This is a genomic window from Rhodococcus sp. OAS809 (assembly GCF_040546695.1).
Classification (GTDB): Bacteria; Actinomycetota; Actinomycetes; order Mycobacteriales; family Mycobacteriaceae; genus Rhodococcus_F; species Rhodococcus_F qingshengii.
In genome coordinates, this window is record NZ_JBEPOI010000002.1 from 205617 (window position 1) to 226262 (window position 20646).

Annotated in this window: 19 protein-coding genes; 15 read left to right on the forward strand and 4 right to left on the reverse strand. The window is 63.6% G+C overall.

The genetic code is table 11. The annotated features are described in order from the left end of the window. The first annotated feature begins 417 nt into the window (after window positions 1-417). Window positions 418-1644, forward strand: coding sequence for a radical SAM family heme chaperone HemW (hemW, locus tag ABIE52_RS04100; protein ID WP_042450186.1), 1227 nt, complete (start codon window positions 418-420; stop codon window positions 1642-1644). Between the two features lie 35 nt (window positions 1645-1679). Next, window positions 1680-2300 (forward strand): CG0192-related protein, encoded by a 621-nt coding sequence (locus ABIE52_RS04105; protein ID WP_075835347.1) that lies wholly within the window; start codon window positions 1680-1682, stop codon window positions 2298-2300. Window positions 2301-2303: 3 nt separating this feature from the next. Here ABIE52_RS04105 and ABIE52_RS04110 read toward each other — a convergent pair whose 3' ends face one another. Then, entirely contained in the window at window positions 2304-2627 is a 324-nt protein-coding gene (locus ABIE52_RS04110) for a type II toxin-antitoxin system VapB family antitoxin (RefSeq protein ID WP_003944521.1), read from the reverse strand. A 157-nt stretch (window positions 2628-2784) separates the two neighbouring features. Between ABIE52_RS04110 and hrcA the strand changes: the two genes are divergently transcribed. From hrcA to ABIE52_RS04135, 5 genes are all read left to right on the forward strand, one after another. Then, on the forward strand, window positions 2785-3828 hold the full coding sequence (gene hrcA, locus ABIE52_RS04115) for a heat-inducible transcriptional repressor HrcA (protein ID WP_003944583.1): 1044 nt from the start codon (window positions 2785-2787) through the stop codon (window positions 3826-3828). A gap of 80 nt (window positions 3829-3908) precedes the next feature. After that, window positions 3909-5060 (forward strand): molecular chaperone DnaJ, encoded by a 1152-nt coding sequence (dnaJ, locus tag ABIE52_RS04120; protein ID WP_003944460.1) that lies wholly within the window; start codon window positions 3909-3911, stop codon window positions 5058-5060. A gap of 2 nt (window positions 5061-5062) precedes the next feature. Beyond that, a complete protein-coding gene (locus tag ABIE52_RS04125) occupies window positions 5063-5824 on the forward strand; it encodes a 16S rRNA (uracil(1498)-N(3))-methyltransferase (protein WP_192712961.1) in 762 nt (253 codons plus the stop codon). Window positions 5825-5947: 123 nt separating this feature from the next. Next, on the forward strand, window positions 5948-7186 hold the full coding sequence (locus ABIE52_RS04130; protein WP_192712962.1) for a L,D-transpeptidase: 1239 nt from the start codon (window positions 5948-5950) through the stop codon (window positions 7184-7186). Window positions 7187-7200: 14 nt separating this feature from the next. Beyond that, complete coding sequence (locus tag ABIE52_RS04135) at window positions 7201-7977, forward strand: alpha/beta hydrolase family protein (RefSeq protein WP_042924086.1); 777 nt, start codon at window positions 7201-7203, stop codon at window positions 7975-7977. Here the strand turns inward: ABIE52_RS04135 and ABIE52_RS04140 are convergent. Beyond that, complete coding sequence (locus ABIE52_RS04140) at window positions 7969-9573, reverse strand: MFS transporter (RefSeq protein ID WP_054187677.1); 1605 nt, start codon at window positions 9571-9573, stop codon at window positions 7969-7971. The two genes, ABIE52_RS04135 and ABIE52_RS04140, sit on opposite strands and share 9 nt — an antisense overlap. 128 nt (window positions 9574-9701) lie before the next feature. Between ABIE52_RS04140 and ABIE52_RS04145 the strand changes: the two genes are divergently transcribed. The 5 genes from ABIE52_RS04145 to era all read left to right on the forward strand — a co-directional run bounded on the left by ABIE52_RS04145 (window position 9702) and on the right by era (window position 14457). Beyond that, on the forward strand, window positions 9702-10397 hold the full coding sequence (locus ABIE52_RS04145; protein ID WP_192712963.1) for a TetR/AcrR family transcriptional regulator: 696 nt from the start codon (window positions 9702-9704) through the stop codon (window positions 10395-10397). 112 nt (window positions 10398-10509) lie between these two features. Then, window positions 10510-11598: a PhoH family protein gene (locus ABIE52_RS04150; protein WP_003944580.1), complete on the forward strand. Its 1089-nt coding sequence runs from the start codon at window positions 10510-10512 to the stop codon at window positions 11596-11598. A gap of 48 nt (window positions 11599-11646) precedes the next feature. Next, window positions 11647-12189, forward strand: a complete 543-nt coding sequence (gene ybeY, locus ABIE52_RS04155; RefSeq protein WP_192712964.1) for an rRNA maturation RNase YbeY — start codon at window positions 11647-11649, stop codon at window positions 12187-12189. A gap of 21 nt (window positions 12190-12210) precedes the next feature. Beyond that, window positions 12211-13515: a hemolysin family protein gene (locus ABIE52_RS04160; protein ID WP_003944509.1), complete on the forward strand. Its 1305-nt coding sequence runs from the start codon at window positions 12211-12213 to the stop codon at window positions 13513-13515. A 24-nt stretch (window positions 13516-13539) separates the two neighbouring features. After that, complete coding sequence (gene era, locus ABIE52_RS04165; protein ID WP_003944451.1) at window positions 13540-14457, forward strand: GTPase Era; 918 nt, start codon at window positions 13540-13542, stop codon at window positions 14455-14457. On the opposite strand, the gene ABIE52_RS04170 is transcribed toward era, so the two are convergent. Both ABIE52_RS04170 and ABIE52_RS04175 read right to left on the reverse strand, forming a co-directional pair. Continuing rightward, window positions 14454-15005, reverse strand: a complete 552-nt coding sequence (locus ABIE52_RS04170; protein ID WP_030536607.1) for a TetR/AcrR family transcriptional regulator — start codon at window positions 15003-15005, stop codon at window positions 14454-14456. The genes era and ABIE52_RS04170 overlap by 4 nt on opposite strands. 4 nt (window positions 15006-15009) lie before the next feature. Then, window positions 15010-16428 carry an amidase gene (locus tag ABIE52_RS04175; RefSeq protein WP_136471195.1) on the reverse strand — a complete coding sequence of 473 codons (1419 nt, stop codon included), beginning with the start codon at window positions 16426-16428 and terminating at the stop codon, window positions 15010-15012. Between the two features lie 329 nt (window positions 16429-16757). On the opposite strand from ABIE52_RS04175, the gene kdpF reads away from it, so the two are divergent. Genes kdpF through kdpB form a run of 3 tightly spaced genes read left to right on the forward strand, consistent with a single transcriptional unit; the run spans window position 16758 to window position 20643 of the window. After that, on the forward strand, window positions 16758-16856 hold the full coding sequence (kdpF, locus tag ABIE52_RS04180) for a K(+)-transporting ATPase subunit F (protein WP_007731078.1): 99 nt from the start codon (window positions 16758-16760) through the stop codon (window positions 16854-16856). Beyond that, window positions 16856-18541: a potassium-transporting ATPase subunit KdpA gene (gene kdpA, locus ABIE52_RS04185; protein ID WP_166502425.1), complete on the forward strand. Its 1686-nt coding sequence runs from the start codon at window positions 16856-16858 to the stop codon at window positions 18539-18541. Before kdpF ends, kdpA begins: the two co-directional genes overlap by 1 nt. Beyond that, a complete protein-coding gene (gene kdpB / locus ABIE52_RS04190; RefSeq protein WP_192712965.1) occupies window positions 18538-20643 on the forward strand; it encodes a potassium-transporting ATPase subunit KdpB in 2106 nt (701 codons plus the stop codon). The genes kdpA and kdpB overlap by 4 nt, the downstream gene beginning before the upstream one ends. Window positions 20644-20646: the final 3 nt, after the last annotated feature.

Below are 20646 nucleotides of genomic sequence, written 5' to 3' on the forward strand. Positions count from 1 at the left end.
GTCCGTGTCGGAAATCGAGGGGGCTGTCCTCGGTCTCGGAAAGCTCGCGGCCGGCAGGTGTGCTCACGAAAACGAACAGCTGGAGAAGCTGCGTCCCTGAAAAGGCATTTCTCTGCAGAGAGTATTTCGGTGAAGCAGATGGAGATGAGCGGGAAAGGCTGGAAGATCAGTGAAAGATCAACAGCTACACAGGTGCAGACACGACGAGCTGCACACACGCTTGAAGTCGACATGGCGACGCGCCACAAGTCGCACTCCGAGTCCGGTCATGCGGACCATTGTGCCACGTCAACTCGATAATTCCGACTCGGGTGCGTATTTCCACGAAAAACGGGGGAAATATCGAGTTCAAGCCGTACGCCGACCTGCATCGCAGGCTGAATAGGTGTGCGTTCCGGATGCTGGGACACTGGAGGCGTGAATGCCACCAGCACGACTCCCACTCGACAGAGCGAGGCGACGCCCTTCGCCTTGCCCGCGCGATCGCTCGAGGGTGTCGGGAAACGGCCGTTCGGGATCTACATCCACGTCCCGTTCTGTGCCACCAGGTGTGGGTACTGCGATTTCAACACCTACACGGCCGGAGAGCTCGGAACTTCCGCCTCGCCGCAATCGTGGTTGGAAGGTCTGCGGCGCGAACTCGATCTCGCGGCCGAGATGACGGGCGCCCCGGCGGCGGAGACCGTGTTCGTGGGCGGTGGAACGCCGTCGCTGCTCGGTGGTGACGGATTGTCCGACGTGCTGTCGGCGGTGCGGAGCAGCTTCGGCCTGGCGTCCGGCGCCGAAGTGACCACGGAATCGAACCCCGAATCGACGTCGCCGGAGTTCTTCGGTGCTCTCCGCAGCGCTGGATTCACCCGGATTTCCCTCGGCATGCAGTCGGCCGCCCAGCACGTTCTGAAGATCCTCGACCGCACGCACACCCCCGGTCGCGCCGTCGCTGCCGCGAAAGAGGCTCGCGCAGCTGGTTTTTCGCACGTGAATCTCGATTTGATCTATGGAACCCCGGGGGAGCGCGATCAAGACCTGGACGCCTCACTCGATGCGGTCCTTTCCGCCGATGTCGATCACGTCTCGGCCTACGCGTTGATCGTCGAGGACGGCACCGCCATGGCTCGCAAGGTCAGGCGCGGCGAGCTGCCCGCCCCGGACGACGACGTGCTGGCCTCGCGGTACGAACGAATCGATTCACGCCTGTCCGAGGCAGGCTTGCGGTGGTACGAGGTCTCCAACTGGGCAAAGGCGGAAACCGCGGACTCCGGTGACACCCGGTGTCGTCACAACCTCGGCTACTGGGACGGCGGTGACTGGTGGGGTGCCGGTCCGGGCGCGCACAGCCACGTCGGCGGAGTGCGGTGGTGGAACGTCAAGCACCCGGCGCGGTACGCGGAACAGTTGGCGCTCGGCGAACTTCCCGTCGGCGGCAGCGAAGAACTGACCGCCGAGGACGAACACATGGAGCGAGTCATGCTGACCGCACGGTTGCGTACGGGACTTCCGTTGTCGGAACTGTCTGCATCCGAACGTCTTTCGGCCGAACAGGTGGTAGTCGACGGGTTGGCCGTGATCGAGAACGATCACGTGGTTCTCACCGACCGTGGTCGCCTGCTCGCCGATGCGGTGATTCGCACGATCCTGACCTGACGCGCAACCATCCTTCGCCGCGTAATGTGGCCGTGGTGGCCATCATTCATCGTGCGCAGCTGAATCCGTCCAAGAACGACCTGCTCCGAGCGTGGGTGCCCAAGCAGCCGTGGCTCGGGTCGGTCGACTGTTCGACGCTCGAACGCGTCGACGCCTATCGTTTCGACGACCCGGACGGCGAGGTCGGAATCGAGACGCACCTGATGCGCTCTGCCGACGGTCGAATTCTTCAGGTCCCGCTCACTTATCGTGGTGCTCCGCTGGACGGGGCGGAGACCGCACTGATCGCAACCATGGATCATTCGGTACTCGGCGAACGGTGGGTGTACGACGCATGCTGTGATCCGGTCTACGTCAGCGCGGTGGCGACCGCGATTCTGACGGGTGGGGCCGGAGTCGAACTGGTCTTCGCGGACACCGCCGATCGCATCCCCGTGACGGCTCACGTAGTAGGCAGCGGTACGGCCGGCGCTTCCGTACCGGCAGTGGAATCCGTGACCTGCTCGACAGTCGGCACCGACACGATCATCCGCGCGGGAAGCCTGGAACTGACTGTGGCGAGAGTGATCGACGCAGATCGAGTCTCGGACTCGGAGACGCTCACCGGAACCTGGCCGGGGCAAACGACACCTGCGTTGCTCGTGACTATCGCCTGAGCGTCAGCGGACTCCCTCGATGACACCGGGCATCGCGTCGAAGTCGAAGACACGCGCGTGCAGCACGACGCGGTTTCGCAGGGCCGAACGAACCGCTCGGTGCAGACCGTCCTCGAGGTAGAGAGTGCCGCGCCACTGCACTGCGTGCGGGAACAGATCGCCGTAGAAGGTCGAGTCCTCCGACAGCAGGCGATCGAGTTCGAGGACCTTCGTGGTGGTCACGATCTCGTCGAGTCGAACCTGACGTGGAGGGAACTTCGACCAGTCGCGTAGAGACAGTCCGTGATCGGGATACGGTTTGCCGTCCATCACGCCTTTGAAGATCATGTGCCGCCTTGTCCATGGTTGTGCGATCGACCTTTCGCCGATCTCACTCCACAGTAAGGGCAACAGCCGTCTCTGGCGCTCGGGCGATTAGACTGCCAGTGGAAACCGATGTGTAAATGTCGGTGTTCGTTCTTTTCAGGAAACGGAGGTGGCAACGATGTCGAGTACCGACGACAGGCGTTTCGAGGTCTTACGTGCAATCGTGGCCGATTACGTCTCCACCCAGGACCCGGTGGGATCCAAGGCACTGGTCGAGCGTCACAACCTCGGAGTGTCGAGCGCCACTGTGCGCAACGACATGGCATTCCTCGAGGCCGAGGGCTACATCGCCCAACCGCACACCAGTTCCGGCCGCGTCCCCACCGACAAGGGATACCGCGAATTCGTCGATCGCATCGCCGACGTCAAGCCCATGTCCGGGCCCGAGCGTCGAGCGATCCTCGAGTTCTTGGAGTCGGGTGTCGATCTCGACGACGTTCTGCGTCGTGGTGTGCGACTGCTCGCGCAACTGACCCGTCAGGTCGCGGTTGTCCAGTACCCGTCGCTGTCCGCGTCGTCGGTTCGCCACCTCGAGGTGGTCGCGTTGACGCCGGCGCGCCTGCTTCTCGTTCTCATCACCGATTCCGGCCGCGTCGATCAGCGAATCGTCGAACTCGGAGACGTCCTCGAAGACGAAGACCTTTCCCGGTTGCGCACGCTTCTCGGCGGAGCACTGGAAGGCAAGCGCCTGGCCGCCGCGTCGATTGCCGTGGCGGAACTGGCCGACGAGTCGCCGGCCGACCTTCGCGACGCCGTGATCCGCTCGGCAACGGTGCTGGTCGAGACCCTGGTCGAACATCCGGAAGATCGTCTCGTTCTGGGCGGAACCTCGAATCTCACGCGCAATGCCGCCGATTTCTCCGGTCTGGCCGGCTTCCCCGGTTCGCTGCGCGCAGTGCTCGAAGCACTGGAAGAGCAGGTAGTGGTCCTCAAACTGCTCGCTGCGACGCAGAACTCCGGCACGGTCACCGTTCAGATCGGTGAAGAGACGCAGGTCGAACAGATGCGCGGAACCTCCGTGATTTCGACTGGCTACGGCGCGGCCGGTACCGTTTTCGGTGGTGTCGGTGTGCTCGGACCCACTCGGATGGACTATCCGGGAACAATTGCATCGGTTGCCGCCGTTGCCAGATACATCGGCGAAGTTCTCTCCGAGCGATGACGGACGTCGACATTCGTCGGCACGCCTCCTCGCGAGGACTGAGGAAAACCTAGAAGTAAGAGAAGGACGAGAGACTCAACGTGGCACGGGATTACTACGGATTGCTCGGCGTCGACAAGAACGCGACAGACCAGGAGCTCAAGCGCGCTTACCGCAAGCTGGCACGCGAACTGCACCCGGACGTCAACCCTGACGAGGCGGCGCAGGCCAAGTTCAAGGAGATCTCGACGGCCTACGAGGTCCTGACCGACCCGGAGAAGCGTCGCATCGTCGATCTCGGCGGAGACCCGCTCGAGTCCGGTGGTGGCGGCGGTGGTGGCTTCGGCGGCGGATTCGGTGGCGGCGGCCTCGGCGACGTCTTCGAAGCATTCTTCGGCGGCGGTGGCGGCGCAGGTCGTGGGCCGCGCGGTCGCGTTCAGCCCGGAGCCGACTCGTTGCTTCGCACCAAGCTGACCCTCGCAGAATGTGCGACGGGAGTCAGCAAGCACGTGACCGTCGAGACGGCCATTCTGTGCGACAGCTGCACCGGAGCCGGAACCAACGGCGACTCCAAGCCTGTCCGCTGTGAGACCTGCAACGGTGCCGGCGAAGTTCAATCCATCCAGCGCTCGTTCCTCGGTCAGGTCATGACCTCGCGTCCCTGCCCGACGTGCCGCGGTGCCGGTGAGACCATCCCGGATCCCTGCCACAAGTGTGGCGGCGACGGCCGAGTTCGGGCCAAGCGTGACATCACCGTGAAGGTTCCCGCGGGCGTCGCCGGTGGCATGCGCATCCGTTTGACCGCGCAGGGTGAAGTGGGCCCGGGCGGCGGACACCCCGGCGACCTCTACGTCGAGATCGTCGAGCAGCAGCACGATGTCTTCGTTCGAGACGGTGAAGACCTGCACTGCACGATCCGCGTTCCGATGGTCGACGCAGCGCTCGGTACGACTGTCACCGTCGACACCATCATCGACGGCCCCAAGGAAATCACCATCGAGCCAGGCACCCAGCCCGGACACGTTGCTGTTCTTCGCGGTCATGGCATGCCGAAACTGCGGTCGGGAGTGCGCGGCGACGTGCACGCTCACCTCGAGGTGGTCATCCCGAGCCGTCTCGATCACAAGCAGTCCAAGCTGCTCAAGGAATTCAAGCTGCTCCGCGATCGCGACGAGGCCGAGGTTGTCTCGACGGCCTCGCAGAACAGCGGTGGATTGTTCTCGCGTCTTCGCGAAGCATTCAGCGGCCGCTGACGGTGGCCGCAACGGTCTTCTTTCTCGACCCGGTTCCCGGCGTCGGTGAAATCGCAGTTCTGGACGGACAGGAGGGTCGCCACGCGGCCACTGTCCGCCGGATCGGCGTCGGCGAGCGATTGGTGTTGGCCGACGGCCGTGGCCGGGTAGCCGACGCCGAGGTGACGAGCGTCGGCAAGGACCGCCTGGAACTGTTGGTCAGTGACGTTCAGGTTCTCGAGCAGCCCAAGCCGTTGGTGACCCTCGTTCAGGCACTTCCCAAGGCCGAGCGTTCCGAGTTGGCCGTCGAACTGGCGACCGAGGCGGGGATCGACGCGGTGATCCCGTGGCATTCCTTGCGTTGTGTCGCCAAGTGGGAGGGCCCCAAGCTCGCCAAGGGCGTCGCACGCTGGCGAAGTGCGGCAGTGTCTGCGGCAAAGCAGTCCAGACGCGCGTTCGTCCCGGAAATTGCGGAACTGCACAAGACGCCGGCGGTGATCGCGTTGGTTCGTGACGCCGTTGCCCGCGGCGCTGTGGTTGCGGTGCTTCACGAATCGGCGACGACGCCGTTGGCCGGTTTGCCGCTGGCGAGCGCGGACGAGGTATTTCTGGTTGTCGGTCCCGAAGGTGGGCTGGACGATTCGGAGATCAACGCGTTGTCGGAGGCCGGGGCCACTCCGGTGCTTCTCGGCCCGACGGTCCTGCGCACGTCGACCGCCGGGGCTGTTGCTCTGGGCGCGATCGGAGTGCTGACCGATCGCTGGGGACCACGGCCACTGCACTGATCTTGTTGTGATCCCGAGCTGAATCGGATCCGGCGCTCAGCGAAGTGTCAGATTTGCGCACTATCGTAAGGACGTCGGGGGTCGCCTTCGGCGTGAGTTGGTTCGGGGATTTCAGGAGGCCAGATGTTGTCACGTGCGCATATGCGAATCGTTGGAGCGGTGTGTGCCGCGGCGGCGTTGATGCTCGTCGCGGGGTGCACGGTCTCCACCGGAGACAACACGGGTTCCTCCAGCAGCGCCGTCGCCACTACCCCGACCAGCGAGGCGCTCGTCACCGTCACACCGGCGGACGGCGGAACTCCGGTGAGTCCACTCGACCCCATCGAGGTCCAGGTCGCGAAGGGAACACTGACGACCGTCGCGCTGACCAATCCCGAGGGTAAGGAAGTCGCCGGTATCACCACGCCGGACAAGACGTCCTGGAAACCGAGCGAACCACTCGGATACGGCAAGACTTACAAGCTGGTCGTCGACGTCGTCGACGCGAATGGTGTTGCCACGACCAAGAACACGACGCTGACCACCGTCGCGCCGAGTAACCAGACCCGGGCGTACATCAACACCACCGGTGGCGCCTCGATATCGGACGGTGGCACGTACGGTGTCGGCACCGTCGTCGCCGTTCATTTCGACGAGTTGATCGGTGACAAGGCCGCGGCCGAGAAGTCTCTGCTGGTCACAACCAATCCGCCCGTACAGGGATCGTGGTACTGGGTCGACGGTCAGAACGTTCACTGGCGACCGCAGAACTACTACGCACCAGGCACGACGGTCTCGGTGAATGCGAACATCTACGGCAAGCAGCTCGGCAACGGACTGTACGGCCAGCAGGACGACACCGTGTCCTTCAAAATCGGCGACTCCCACGTCTCGGTCGCCGACGACAACACCAAGATGGTGACCGTCTACGAAAACGGTCAGGTGATCAAGGAAATGCCGACCTCGATGGGAATGGGCGGCACCGAGACGATCGGCGGCACGACGCTCTCGTTCTGGACCCAGCCCGGCACGTACACCGTGATGGACAAGGCCAACCCCGTCATCATGGATTCGTCGACCTACGGTCTGCCGATCAACTCGCGCCTCGGCTACAAGGAATCCATCAACTGGGCCACCCGCATCAGCACCGACGGTATCTATCTTCACGAGTTGGAGAGCACCGTCTGGGCGCAGGGAAACACCGACACCTCGCACGGTTGCCTCAATCTCAGTGCGGCCAATGCCAAATGGTTCTTCGATTTCTCGCAGCCAGGAGATGTCGTCGAGATCAAGAACACCGGCGGCGCTCCGCTGGAGGTGTGGCAGAATGGCGACTGGACCCTTTCCTGGGCAGACTGGGCCGCAGGCAGCGCCCTCGCCTGAGATAGATTTCCTCGGTGCCTCGATTCAAGATTCCGTACGGCCGACACGAGCAGCAGTTCGGGCATCTCTACGTTCCCGACGGAGTCGCTGACGGCCCGATCCCGGTCGTCATGCAGATCCACGGCGGCTTCTGGAGCGGGCAGTACGGATTGACTCTGGGCACCGCATTTGCCGTCGAACTCGCGCGGCACGGCGTCGCGGTGTGGAACATCGAATACCGCCGTCTCGGGGCGGGCGGTGGTTGGCCGGAGATGTCCGCCGACGTGAAAACGGCGTACGACGAAATCCCCGGACTGGTTGCCGGGAAGTCCTCGGCCGAATTGGATCTGAATCAGATTCGCTTGCTCGGGCATTCGGCCGGAGGACATCTTGCAGTGTGGCTGGCGGGGGAGAAGGACACGTTTACCCGGCCTGAACGGGTCATCGCACAGGCGGCCGCACTCGATCTGGCGTCGGCAGGCGAGCGTGGACGACGGATCAGCTTCATCGAGGATCTGTTCGGCGTTCCGTTCGACGCGGACCCGGATCTGTATCGCAGTGCGTCGCCGCAGCATCGATTGCCGATCGGCGTCCCCGTTGTGTGCGTCACGGGTGCGGAGGACCTGCAGGTGCCGGCCAAGGTGAGCTCCCGGTACGCGAAAGCCGCGGAAGCGGCTGGTGATCCCGTGGCACTGCGTGTGATCGAGGGCGAAGGACACGACGCATTTCTCTCACCCTCGACCGAGTCGTGGCGGGTCTCCCGCGAGTTGGTTCTCGCCGAAGACCCGCTGGCTCCGAGCACGTCAGACTGACGCGGGGTCCACTTCCACAGGGGCCTTCTTGCCCGGCAGGATGAACGCCACGACAACTGCCCCCACGAACAGTGCAAGACCGCCCGCCCAACTGGCCGCCGAAATCGCGTCGGCGTAGGCACTGCCTGCGGCGTCGAGCAACGGCCCTGCCTGAGCTGCAGCCAACGGGTTGCCTGCCATCTCTTCGGCGACCAACGAAGCGCCGCCGACGGATTCGCCCGACACCTCCATCGCGTACGCGGCCTGTTGTGCAAGTTCGCCCGTCAACTGCGGAACCTGCATTCCATCGATGAATCCGGCAATCGAATCCTTGTAGCTCGCAGCGAGGATCGAGCCGAGGATCGCGATACCCAGCGAGCCGCCGAGTTCGATGGCGGTGTCGTTGAGGCCACCCGCAGCACCGAGATCGTCCTCGGAGAAGTTGTCCATGATGGCGTCGGTGGCCGGCGGTTCGCTGAGACCGATGCCCAGGCCGAGCAGGATCAGTGGGACTGCGAACATCCAGTAGCCCGAATCGCCGTCGACCTGCGTGAGAATCAGAACGCCGATCGCGGCGACCACCATGCCGCCGACGATGGACGCCCGGACGCCGATCAGCGGAGTGATCCGCCCACTGACAACGGCGCCGATCGAAACGGCAATTGCCAAGGGCAGCAAACGAACACCGGTTTCGAGTGCGCCGTAGCCGAGGATGAACTGGAACTGCTGTGAGATGAAGTAGATGGCGCCGAAGGCGGCCAGGAACAGCAGAAGTACGGCGAGCGTCGCGCCGCCGACCATGCGCTGGCCGAGCTTACGGACGTCGAGCAGTGGCTGCGGGTGACGCAGTTCCCAGACGACGAACGAGACGAGGCCGATCGCAGCGAGTACCGCGGCACCGATGGGTCCGCCGGTCCACCCGAAGTGGAATCCGTTGATGATCGAGTACACGAGCGAGCCGATGGTGACCACCGAGAGTGCGCCGCCGATCCAGTCGATCCGGCCCAGGTGCTCGGCCTTGCTCGGCGGCACCAGAATTACGGCGGCGACGGCAGCGACTGCGGCGATCGGGACGTTGATCAGGAAAGTGATGCTCCAGGAATGACTGTCGAGAATCCATCCGGCCAACAGCGGACCGAGTGCAATCGCGAGACCCGACGTCGCCGCCCACGCCGCGATGGCGCGTGATCGCTCCGCTTTGGGAAAGGTAGCGACCAGAAGCGAAAGCGTCGCGGGCATGATGATCGCGGCGCCGACGCCCATGATCATTCGTGCCGCGATGACGGCGTTGGTGGTGTCCGCGATGCTGCCGAAGACGGCGCCGCCGGCGAACACGGCGAGTCCGGCGAGAAGTGCGCCGCGGCGACTGTACTTGTCACCGATCACGCCGAACAGCAGCATCAATGCGGCGTAGGGGACGGTGTAGCCGTCGATGACCCATTGAAGTTGCGTGCTGGTGAGGCCGAGGTCTCTGGTCATGTCCGGCGCCGCGACGATCAGCGCGGTATTCGCCATCACGACGATCAGCAGACTCAGGCACAACACCCCGAGCGCGGCCCACCGCCGTGAGTACGGCTGGTCCATCTCCGAGACAGGTTTGCTCATGAGTGTCGTCATGACGCGACTCCGTTCCTGATGATCGAAGACACTCCTCGATCTATTTGCACACTGATGTGTAAGTTAATAACTTGCACACCGATGTGCAACTATGATTGACCTAGATCACAGTTGGGCAGTCGAAAGAGGTGGAACGCGCGTTGACGCATTCGGGCACAGTCGTTTCGGGAACTGCCGAATCGGGCGGACGGCAGCGTCGTAGTCAGGCCGCGGCCAATCGCAATCGCATCATCGAGGCGGCGATCACGGCGTTCGCTGCTGATCCGGATGCGAGCATGGACGACGTCGCAAAGGCCGCCGGTGTGGTCAGGCGAACCGTGTACGCGCATTTCGACAGCCGAGAGGCGCTGATCAACGGCATCGTGGACGAGGCGTCGACCGATCTCGTAGCTGCGCTGAGCCAAGCCGGCGAGCCGCCCGAGCGCCCGGATCTGGCGACTGCCGTACTGGCATTGCTGTCATGGCCGGTCGGTGATCGCTTCCGGATGCTGCTCAGCTTTGCTCGCAAAGAGTTGGGGGAGCAGCGGATTCTCGATCTGATGGAGCCCGCGCGCGCCGTGAGTATCAGCGTCGTCGAGCGCGGTCAGCTTGACGGAACCTTCTCGAAATACCTGCCGGCCGAGACTCTGGTAGCGATGACCGAGGCGATCACGATCACTTTGTTCGATCAGGCCAACAGTGGGCTCATCACGGACTCGGGCGAATCCTTTGCCGCCGTGTGCCTGGTCATCGCGGGTATCAGTCCGGACAGAAGCTCCGAGATCGTCGCCGAAGCGTCGGAGTGGATCCGCGAATCGCTGCCGTCCGGTCGCCGCGAGGATTAGGCCGGGACGATTAACAAGTGGGCCGTGTCCGACTCTGGCGCTAGACTTCGAAGTATCGAGGCTCACGAGTCGAGTGGGCTGATCGGACCAGAAAGCAGGCCATATTCACCACGTGAGTGAACACAGTGAACTCGACGGGAACCGTGTAACCACCATCACCGAGCGCGCTCTGCCCGCAGAGCGCACCGTCCGTTCGAGTATGGATCTGGCGCCGGAGACCGTGCGTCAAATCCTGGGGGCGACGGACGAGAATCTCACCGCGATCGAACGTGAGCTTCGTGCCGACATTCATGTACGTGGCGGAACCATCTCCTTATCGGGGACGGCTGCAGACGTGGCGCTGGCAGAACGTGTGTTCAGTGAATTGGCGTCGCTGGCCGGTCGGGGGCAGCCCATTGCCCCGGACGCTGTTCGACGAACCATCGGCATGCTCACCAACGAGGTCGGCGAGTCTCCGGCCGAGGTGCTCTCCCTCGACATTCTTTCGCGTCGGGGCAAGACGATTCGGCCGAAGACCCTCAACCAGAAACGCTACGTCGACGCCATCGACGAGAACACCATCGTGTTCGGAGTCGGCCCGGCCGGTACCGGCAAGACCTACCTCGCCATGGCCAAGGCCGTTCAGGCGTTGCAGGCCAAGCAGGTCTCTCGGATCATCTTGACCAGGCCGGCAGTCGAGGCCGGGGAGCGACTGGGCTTTCTGCCCGGCACGCTGCACGAGAAGATCGATCCGTATCTCCGCCCGCTGCACGACGCATTGCACGACATGATGGATCCCGAGGCGATTCCGAAGTTGATGCAGGCCGGAGTCATCGAGGTCGCTCCGCTCGCCTACATGCGTGGCCGGACGCTCAACGACGCCTTCATCATCTTGGACGAAGCGCAGAACACCACGGCCGAGCAGATGAAGATGTTCCTGACCCGCCTCGGGTTCGGTTCCAAGATCGTGGTCACCGGAGACGTGACCCAGGTCGATCTGCCGGGCGGGGCCCGTTCGGGTCTGCGCGCGGCATCCGAAATCCTCACCGGGATCGACGATATTCATTTCGCCACTCTCGACAGCAGCGACGTCGTACGTCATCGGCTGGTCTCTCACATCGTCGACGCTTACGAGCGTCACGAATCGGATCGGTCCGGCGAGTTGGCGGTCGGAAACCGGGCGCAGCGCCGCGCTGCACATGCTCATTCACCGCGACGGTAGGCTGAGCGACGCATCAACCCCTACTTTTCCCAGGAAAGAGCGTCGCACATGAGCATCGAGGTCTCGAACGAATCGGGCATGGACATCTCCGAACCGGAGTTGATCAGCGTTGCCCGTTTCGTGATCGCTCGGATGGATGTCCATCCGGCGGCCGAGCTGTCGATGGTTCTCGTCGACTCCGCGACGATGGCGGATCTGCACGTTCGCTGGATGGACCTGCCGGGCCCGACCGACGTCATGTCGTTCCCGATGGACGAACTCGAGCCTGGTGGCCGTCCCGATTCCCCCGAGCCGGGGCCGTCGATGCTCGGCGACATCGTGCTGTGTCCGTCTTTTGCCGCGGATCAGGCTGACAAGGCCGGGCATTCACTGGCTCACGAACTTGCCCTCCTGACCGTCCACGGTGTGTTGCACCTCCTCGGCTACGACCATGCGGAGCCGGAGGAGGAGAAGGAGATGTTCGGCTTGCAGAACAACCTCCTCGAAGAGTGGTACGAAGACCTTCGCCGTATCGACCGCGAAGCAGCACTGGCCGAACGCGATCAGAAGCTGCTCGGTAAGACCGGTTTCGTCGACGGAGTGGACCGATAACAGTTATCCGGGGGTTCTGTAGTGAGTAGCGCCATAGCGCTCTTTGTTCTGGCGATTGCTCTTGTCCCGGTCGGTGGTGTGTTCGCGGCCGTCGACTCGGCGCTCAACACCATTTCGTCGGCGCGGATCGACGAGATGGCAAAGGAAGAGCGAGCCGGCGCCGCGCGAGTGCAACGCATCCTGACCGATCGTCCGCGATACGTGAATCTGATGGTCCTGCTTCGCATTTTGTGCGAGATCACGGCCACCGTCGTACTCGTGGGCGGCCTGATCGACGTCCTCTCGCTGGGCTGGGCACTGACCGTCACCGCGGTGATCATGGTTCTCGTCTCGTACGTGGTCATCGGCGTCGGACCGAGAACGCTTGGGCGCCAACATGCGTACTCCATCGCGATGGCCGCGTCGCTGCCACTGCTGTGGATCGGGGTTCTGCTCGGGCCGATCAGTCGCGTCCTGATCCTCGTGGGTAACGCATTGACCCCGGGTAAGGGCTTCCGCAACGGCCCGTTCGCGTCGGAAATCGAGTTGCGTGAACTCGTGGACATGGCGCAGGAACGTGGCGTCGTGGCCGACGAAGAACGCCGAATGATCCAGTCCGTCTTCGAACTGGGAGACACGTCGGCGCGCGAGGTGATGGTGCCCCGCACCGACATGGTGTGGATCGAGAACGACAAGAATGCCGGGCAGGCAACGTCGTTGGCCGTCCGCAGTGGTCACTCGCGCCTGCCGGTCATCGGGGAGAACGTCGACGACGTGCTCGGTGTCGTCTACCTCAAGGATCTGGTCAAGCAGACCTACCACCTGCCCGACGGCGGCCGGAACGTCAACGTCTGCGACGTCATGCGGCCCGCCGTCTTCGTTCCCGACTCGAAGCCGCTCGACAGCTTGCTGGCCGAGATGCAGCGCGACCGCAACCACATGGCGATACTCGTCGACGAGTACGGCGGAATCGCCGGGCTCGTCACGATCGAGGACGTCATCGAAGAGATCGTCGGTGAGATCGCCGACGAGTACGACGAGGACGAGACGCCGCCCATCGAGGATCTCGGTGACGGAATGTTCCGCGTATCCGCGAGACTTCCCATCGAAGACCTCGGTGAATTGTTCGATCTCGAACTCGAACTCGACGAGGTGGAGACCGTCGGCGGGCTGATCGGATACGTACTCGGCCGAGTGCCACTTCCCGGTTCCGAAGTGGAGTACGACGGTTTGATCCTGCGCGGCGAGGGAACCAATACGGGCCGAGGCCGGGTACGCATCAGCACGGTGTTCGTGCAGCGCATCCCGCCGTCCGAAGACGAAGAGACAGAAGACACCGATGACTGAGCGAGAGTTCAGCGAGGAGCAGTTATGAGCAAGAACGAATTCCGGTCAGGCTTCGTGTGTTTCGTGGGTCGACCCAATACGGGCAAGTCCACGCTGACCAACGCGTTGGTCGGCAGCAAGATCGCGATCACGTCCTCGCGCCCGCAGACGACGCGCCACACGATTCGCGGCATCGTTCACCGCGAGCATGCGCAGCTGATCCTGGTGGACACCCCTGGACTGCACAAGCCCCGCACTTTGCTCGGGCAGCGCCTCAATGACCTGGTTCGCGACACGTACTCCGAGGTCGACGTCATCTGCCTGTGCATCCCGGCCGACGAGGCCATCGGGCCCGGAGACCGCTGGATCGTGCAGCAGGTCCGTCAGATGGCGCCCAAGACCAAGCTTGTCGGCATCGTGACCAAGATCGACAAGGTCAGCCGCGACGCCGTCGGAAAGCAGTTGCTCGCGCTGTCCACCCTGCTCGGCCCCGAATCCGAGGTCGTTCCGGTGTCCGCGAAGTCGGGTGAACAGGTCGAGATCCTGGTCGACGTCCTCGCCGGTCTGATGGACGAGGGCCCGGCCTTCTACCCGGACGGGGAACTGACGGACGAGCCCGAAGAGGTGCTCATGGCCGAACTGATCCGTGAGGCTGCGCTCGAGGGGCTCGGCGAAGAATTGCCGCACTCCCTGGCTGTGGTGATCGAGGAGGTCATCCCGCGCGAGGGACGCACCGAGAAGCAGGGCGAGATGCTCGACGTGCATGCCCTGCTCTACGTCGAGCGGCCCAGTCAGAAGGGCATCGTCATCGGTAAGGGCGGAGCGCGTCTGCGGGAAGTCGGTACCAGTGCGCGCCTGCAGATCGAGAAGCTGCTCGGTGTGCGGATCTTCCTGGAGCTGCACGTCAAGGTCGCCAAGGACTGGCAGCGCGACCCGAAGCAGCTCGGCCGGCTGGGCTTCTAGGGCCGGAGGACCCTGAGGATTGCCGCGCCGATGTCCTGCTCGTCGACGCCGGTGGCCAGGCGTCGGAGTTGGAGGCCGGTGATGACGGCGACGAGCGTCGATGCAATCGACTCCGGATCAGGTACACCGAGTGCCGTCAGAATCGTGACGGTCAAATCGTCGTAGGCGGCGAAGCATTCGACGGCGACTTCGTGGAGTTCGTGGTCGCGCCCGGCGGCGATGTACATCTCGAACGGCGCGATCCGCTCGGCCGAGAACGAAAGATCTCGCGTCACCTTTTCGGCTATTGCCGCGGCGTCCTCGACGCTCAGACCTTTGTCGCGGTACTCCTCGGCCAAGGCGCGCAGGCGCGTCGTCTCGTCGGTCACGAAACGAGACAGCGCGGCCCGCAGCATGTCCGACTGGCTGGCGAAGTGATACGTGATCGATCCGAGTGAGACGCCGGCCTGCGCGGCGATGCGCCGGTTGCTCACACCCGGGATGCCGTCGGTACCGACGACGTGCAGAACGGCGTCGAGTATTCGCTCGCGAACGTCCCGGTTACTCATCGGGTCACCACCACGGCTCGGGTCGGACCTGATCCCAACGCAGGACCGATTCCAACTGTGAAGCGAGGGAGACCAACAGAGGTTCGGTGTTCTCGTTGCCCATCAACTGCGCACCGATGGGCAGGCCGGCCTTGCTGAATCCGGCCGGCACGTTGACCGAGGGCCAGCCGAGGACGTTCCACGGCCACGCGTAGGGGCAGGCGCCGGTCATGACCTTGTCGGTGTCCCAGCCACCGATGCCGTCGATCGCGGTCGCCATGATCGGTGGAGTTGCCGTCGTGGGTGCCAGGACGACGTCGTAGGTGTCGAAGATCGCTCCGATCCGCTTTCGCATCCGCGGCTCGGCCGCGCGGGCCGCGCGCAGAGGTGCGCCGCGAAGTAGCTTGCCGTTCTGGGCATTTCCGCGTGTTCTGGCATCGACCAGTTTCGGGTCGGGAACGCGTCCGAGCCAGTCGTGGACCCCGACGAGCGAGCGGGGCAGAAAGTTCAGGCCGAAGATCAGGCCGTATGCGGGATCGTCGACGACGACATGGTGTCCGAGTTCCCGCAGCGTTTCGGCGATCGAATGCACGGCCAGGCGCACTTCCGGGTCCAGCTTCACGGGAGTGGCGGTGAACGGATTACGAAGGGAAAGAGCGATTTTCAGCTTTCCGGGGTCGCGTCCCACCGCGTCGCTGACCGTCACCGGTGTCGGCTTGTGGAGGTCGCCGTCATGGTTGCCGGCAGCGACGTCGAGCAGCAGTGCCGCGTCGGCGACGGTGCGAGCGAGCGGTCCGTTGACCGTCAGGCCGTAGAACGCTTCGGCGTCGGGCCAGGTTGAGATGCGCCCGCGCTGCGGTTTGATTCCGACGAGGTTGGTCCAGGCCGCAGGGATTCGGATGGAACCGGCACCGTCGGAACCGATTCCGGCGCTGACCAATCCGGCGGCGACGGCCGCGGCGGTGCCGCCCGACGATCCGCCTGGAGTGTGGTGACGCGACCACGGATTGCGCGTGTAACCGAAGGCTGAACCGCTCGTGAGCGGCCACTGGCCCAATTCCGGACTGTTGGTCTTGCCCACGATCACTGCGCCGGCGTCGCGGAGGCGTCGAATCATCTCCGAGTCCTCGGTCTTGGCCGGGAAATCGCCAGGGCAACCGAAGGCCGTGGGTTCGCCGGTGATGTCGACGTCGTCCTTCACTGCGATCGGCACACCGAGCAGCGGCAGACGCTCGCCGAGTGCGAGACGTCTGTCGGCCTCGGCAGCTTCCTCGAGTGCCTTCTCTCGCCGCACGATCTTGAACGCATTGAGGTGAGGCTGAGTGGCCTCGATCCGGCTCAGCGTTGCCTCCGTGGCCGCGACGGACGAGGTGGCGCCCGAGGCCAGACTCGCAACCTGGTCGACAAGACCGGGGGCGAGATCGTGGTCGGTTCGAGAAGTCATCAGGTTCCCTTCGCAAAACTGTTCGTTCGAACGAACAGTAACTTGTTTCAGTATTAGTGAACTTCGGTTTCGCGTCAAGATCGCGTCAAGACGCCAGGTCAGTGCGTAAGCGGATCGTCAGAGACGCGGAATCGGCCTTTCCGGAGGTCGAAGCTGAGAGAGCGCATCCGGTCGAGGGCGACCGCGCGTCATGGCTGCGATGCACAGCAGCACGGCAAAAGATTTCGAAGAGGGAAGCTCATGGCCGATCTGGCCTACGTTGCTCTGATTCTCGGCGGTTTTCTCGTGTGCGCGCTGGTACTGCGCGCCCTACAGGCGAGCGCTCCCAAATGACGGTTGCCGGTGTGGTCAGCGTGGTTCTGATCGCCGTCGCCGCGGCATTGGTCATTTACCTGCTCGTTGCACTCGTAGATCCTGAGAGGTTCTGATGTCGCCCGCTCTTGCAGCCGGCCTGCAGATCGCTTTTGTCCTCGTCGTTCTGGCAATCGCCTACGTTCCGGTGGGCGACTACATGGCGCGTGTTTACTCGTCGACGCGAGATCTTCGGGTCGAGAGTGTGATCTACCGCGTCGGTCGGATCGACTCCAGGGCCGAGCAGACGTGGTACGGCTACGCCGCAAGCGTTCTCGGATTCTCGCTGGCCAGCGCATTGTTCCTGTACTTCCTGCAACGGATTCAGGGAGTACTGCCGCTCAGTGACGGTCTGTCCGGGGTCAGTCCCGCCGTAGCGTTCAACACCGCGATTTCGTTTGTGGCGAACACCAACTGGCAGTCGTACACGCCGGAAACGACGATGAGCAACTTCGTTCAGCCCGTCGGTCTGGCGGTGCAGAACTTCGTCTCGGCAGCGGTCGGCATGGCGGTGGCCATCGCATTGGTTCGCGGCTTCATTCGGGTGGCCAGGGGCGGCGAGATCGGCAACTTCTGGGTCGATCTGACGCGTGGTTCTCTGCGCATCCTCCTCCCGTTCGCCTTCGTGATCGCCCTGATCCTGTTGAGCCAGGGTGTGATCCAGTCGTTCCACAGCGGTTTCGCCTCCACCGGCCTCGACGGCAATGCGGTGACCAATGCACTGGCCCCCGTCGCGTCCCAGGAAGCGATCAAGGAACTCGGCACCAACGGTGGCGGGATCTTGGCTGCCAACTCGGCGCACCCGTTCGAGAACCCCACCCCGTTGAGCAATGTCGTCGAGATCCTGGCGATCCTGTTGATTCCGGTCTGCCTCACCCGAACGTTCGGAACTCTCGTCGGGGATCGTAGGCAAGGCCTCACCCTGCTGGCAGTGATGGGAATCCTGTGGAGCGGGCTGCTCGCAGTCACGCTCGCTGCCGAATCCGGCGCACGCGGTGTTGCCGCCACAGCAGCTGGTTCGATGATGGAGGGCAAGGAAGTTCGCTTCGGAATCCCCGGATCGGCGTTGTTCGCGGTGGCGACCACGGGAACGTCGACGGGCGCGGTGAACTCGGCCCACGACAGCATGTCACCCCTCGGCGGCGGCGCGGTCCTGCTCAACATGTTGCTCGGCGAAATTGCGCCAGGTGGAGTCGGAACCGGCCTCTACGGGATTCTTGTGCTGGCATTGATCGCAGTGTTCGTCGGCGGACTGCTGGTCGGTCGCACGCCCGAATATCTCGGCAAGAAGTTGGGTCGACGCGAGATCACCCTTGCGGCGCTGTCGATTCTGGTCATGCCCGCGCTGGTCTTGATCGGTACCGCCATCACCGTCATCCTCGGTTCGACCACCGGTTATCAAGGCAATGGGGGAGATCCGGGCACGCCGGGATCGATCCACGGGTTCAGTGAGGTGCTTTACGCCTTCGCCTCCGCCTCCAACAACAACGGCAGCGCCTTCGGCGGTCTGACGGTCACCAGCGACTGGTTCCAGTCGTCTCTCGGAATCTGCATGCTTCTCGGCCGATTCCTGCCGATCATCTTCGTTCTCGCTTTGGCCGGTGCTCTTGCCTCGCAGAAGAAGGTGGCGCCGACGGCCGGCACCCTCCCGACGTCCGGACCGATGTTCACCGGTTTGTTGACCGGCACCGTCGTTCTTGTTGCTGCACTTACATTCTTCCCGGCCCTCGCGCTGGGCCCGCTAGCGGAGGCTCTTCAATGACCGTGCGTATCAGTGAGAAACCCGTGGTAGCGCAAGACGCCGCCGACAAGGCTGATCCAGGGCAGTCCCGTCAAGTACACGCAGGCGTTTTCAACCCGCGGCAGATGATCACCGCGTTGCCGGGGGCCGTGCGCAAACTCGACCCACGCCACCTCGCCCGCAACCCGGTCATGTTCGTGGTGTTGGTCGGTTCCGTCATCACCACTGTCATGGCGATCGCCGATCCCTCGGTGTTCTCCTGGGTGATCACCCTGTGGCTCTGGTTCACGGTGATCTTCGCGAACCTCGCCGAATCCGTGGCCGAAGGGCGCGGCAAGGCGCAGGCGGCGAGCCTGCGAAAGGTGAAGCAGGACACCACAGCACATCGGATCACGATGAGCGGTGCGATCGAATCGGTTTCCGGCACCGAACTGGTGGTCGGCGATCGGGTGATAGTGGTTGCCGGCGAGGTCATCCCCGGCGACGGCGACGTGGTCGAAGGTATTGCCTCCGTAGACGAATCGGCGATCACCGGTGAATCCGCGCCGGTGGTCCGTGAATCCGGTGGTGACCGGTGCGCCGTCACCGGTGGTACGACGGTTCTCTCGGACCGCATCGTCGTGGAAATCACCGCAGCACCGGGCAGTTCGTTCGTGGACCGGATGATCGCGCTCGTCGAGGGTGCTTCACGTCAGAAGACACCCAACGAGATTGCGCTCAACATCCTGCTCGCGTCGTTGACCGTCATCTTCCTCCTCGCCGTCGTAGCCATCGGCCCGATGGGCTTGTACGCGGGGCACGAGCAGGATCCGATCAAGCTGATCGCACTTCTCGTCTGCCTGATCCCGACGACCATCGGAGCGCTGCTCTCGGCGATCGGTATCGCGGGCATGGACCGCCTCGTCCAGCGCAATGTTCTCGCGATGTCGGGGCGCGCGGTGGAAGCTGCGGGCGACATCGACACCCTGTTGATGGACAAGACCGGAACCATCACTTTCGGTAACCGCCGGGCCACCGCACTCCATCCGGCGCCCGGTGTATCCGCCGACGATCTTGCTGCGGCAGCTCGCTTGTCGAGCCTTGCCGACGGAACTCCCGAGGGACGGAGCATCGTCGAGCTGTGCGCAGCGGAGTTCGGTCTCGCTGCCGAGCCGACGCTGGACGAGGAACGCGCAGAGTTCGTTCCGTTCACGGCACAAACCCGGATGAGCGGACTCGACCACTCCGGACGCCAAATCCGAAAGGGTGCAGCAGATGCGGTGATGAACTGGGTCGTCAGTGGCGGTGGACACGCGGAGAGCGCGGTGACCGACACCGTGAACGACATCGCCCAAGCGGGCGGAACGCCGCTGGTAGTTGCCGTCAAGCATGGTGAGAGTACCTCGATCCTCGGCGTGATCGCGTTGTCCGACGTCGTCAAGCCGGGAATGGCTGACAGGTTCGCCGAACTCCGGGCGATGGGTATTCGCACGATCATGATCACCGGCGACAATCCGTTGACCGCGAAGGCGATTGCCGACGAGGCGGGCGTCGACGACTTCATGGCGGAGGCCACCCCGGAAGACAAACTGGCCCTGATCCGGAAGGAACAGGAAGGCGGACGTCTCGTCGCGATGACCGGTGACGGGACCAATGATGCTCCCGCCCTTGCCCAGGCGGATGTCGGGGTCGCGATGAACACGGGAACCTCGGCAGCCAAAGAGGCCGGGAACATGGTCGATCTCGATTCCGATCCCACCAAGCTGATCGAGGTGGTGGAAATCGGCAAGCAATTGCTGATCACCCGCGGCGCGTTGACCACATTCTCGTTGGCGAACGACCTGGCGAAGTATTTCGCAATCCTGCCGGCCTTGTTCAGCGGCATCTACCCGCAGCTGGACGCGTTGAACATCATGCGTCTCGCCACCCCCGAATCGGCGATCGTCTCGGCCGTGATCTTCAACGCCTTGGTGATCATCGGTTTGATTCCGTTGGCACTCAAGGGTGTTCGATACCGACCGTCGACGGCATCGCAGTTGCTCGGACGTAACCTGCTCGTCTACGGTCTCGGCGGTGTGATCACACCGTTCGTCGGTATCTGGTTGATCGATCTCGTCGTACGTTTGATTCCTGGAATTGGGTGACCT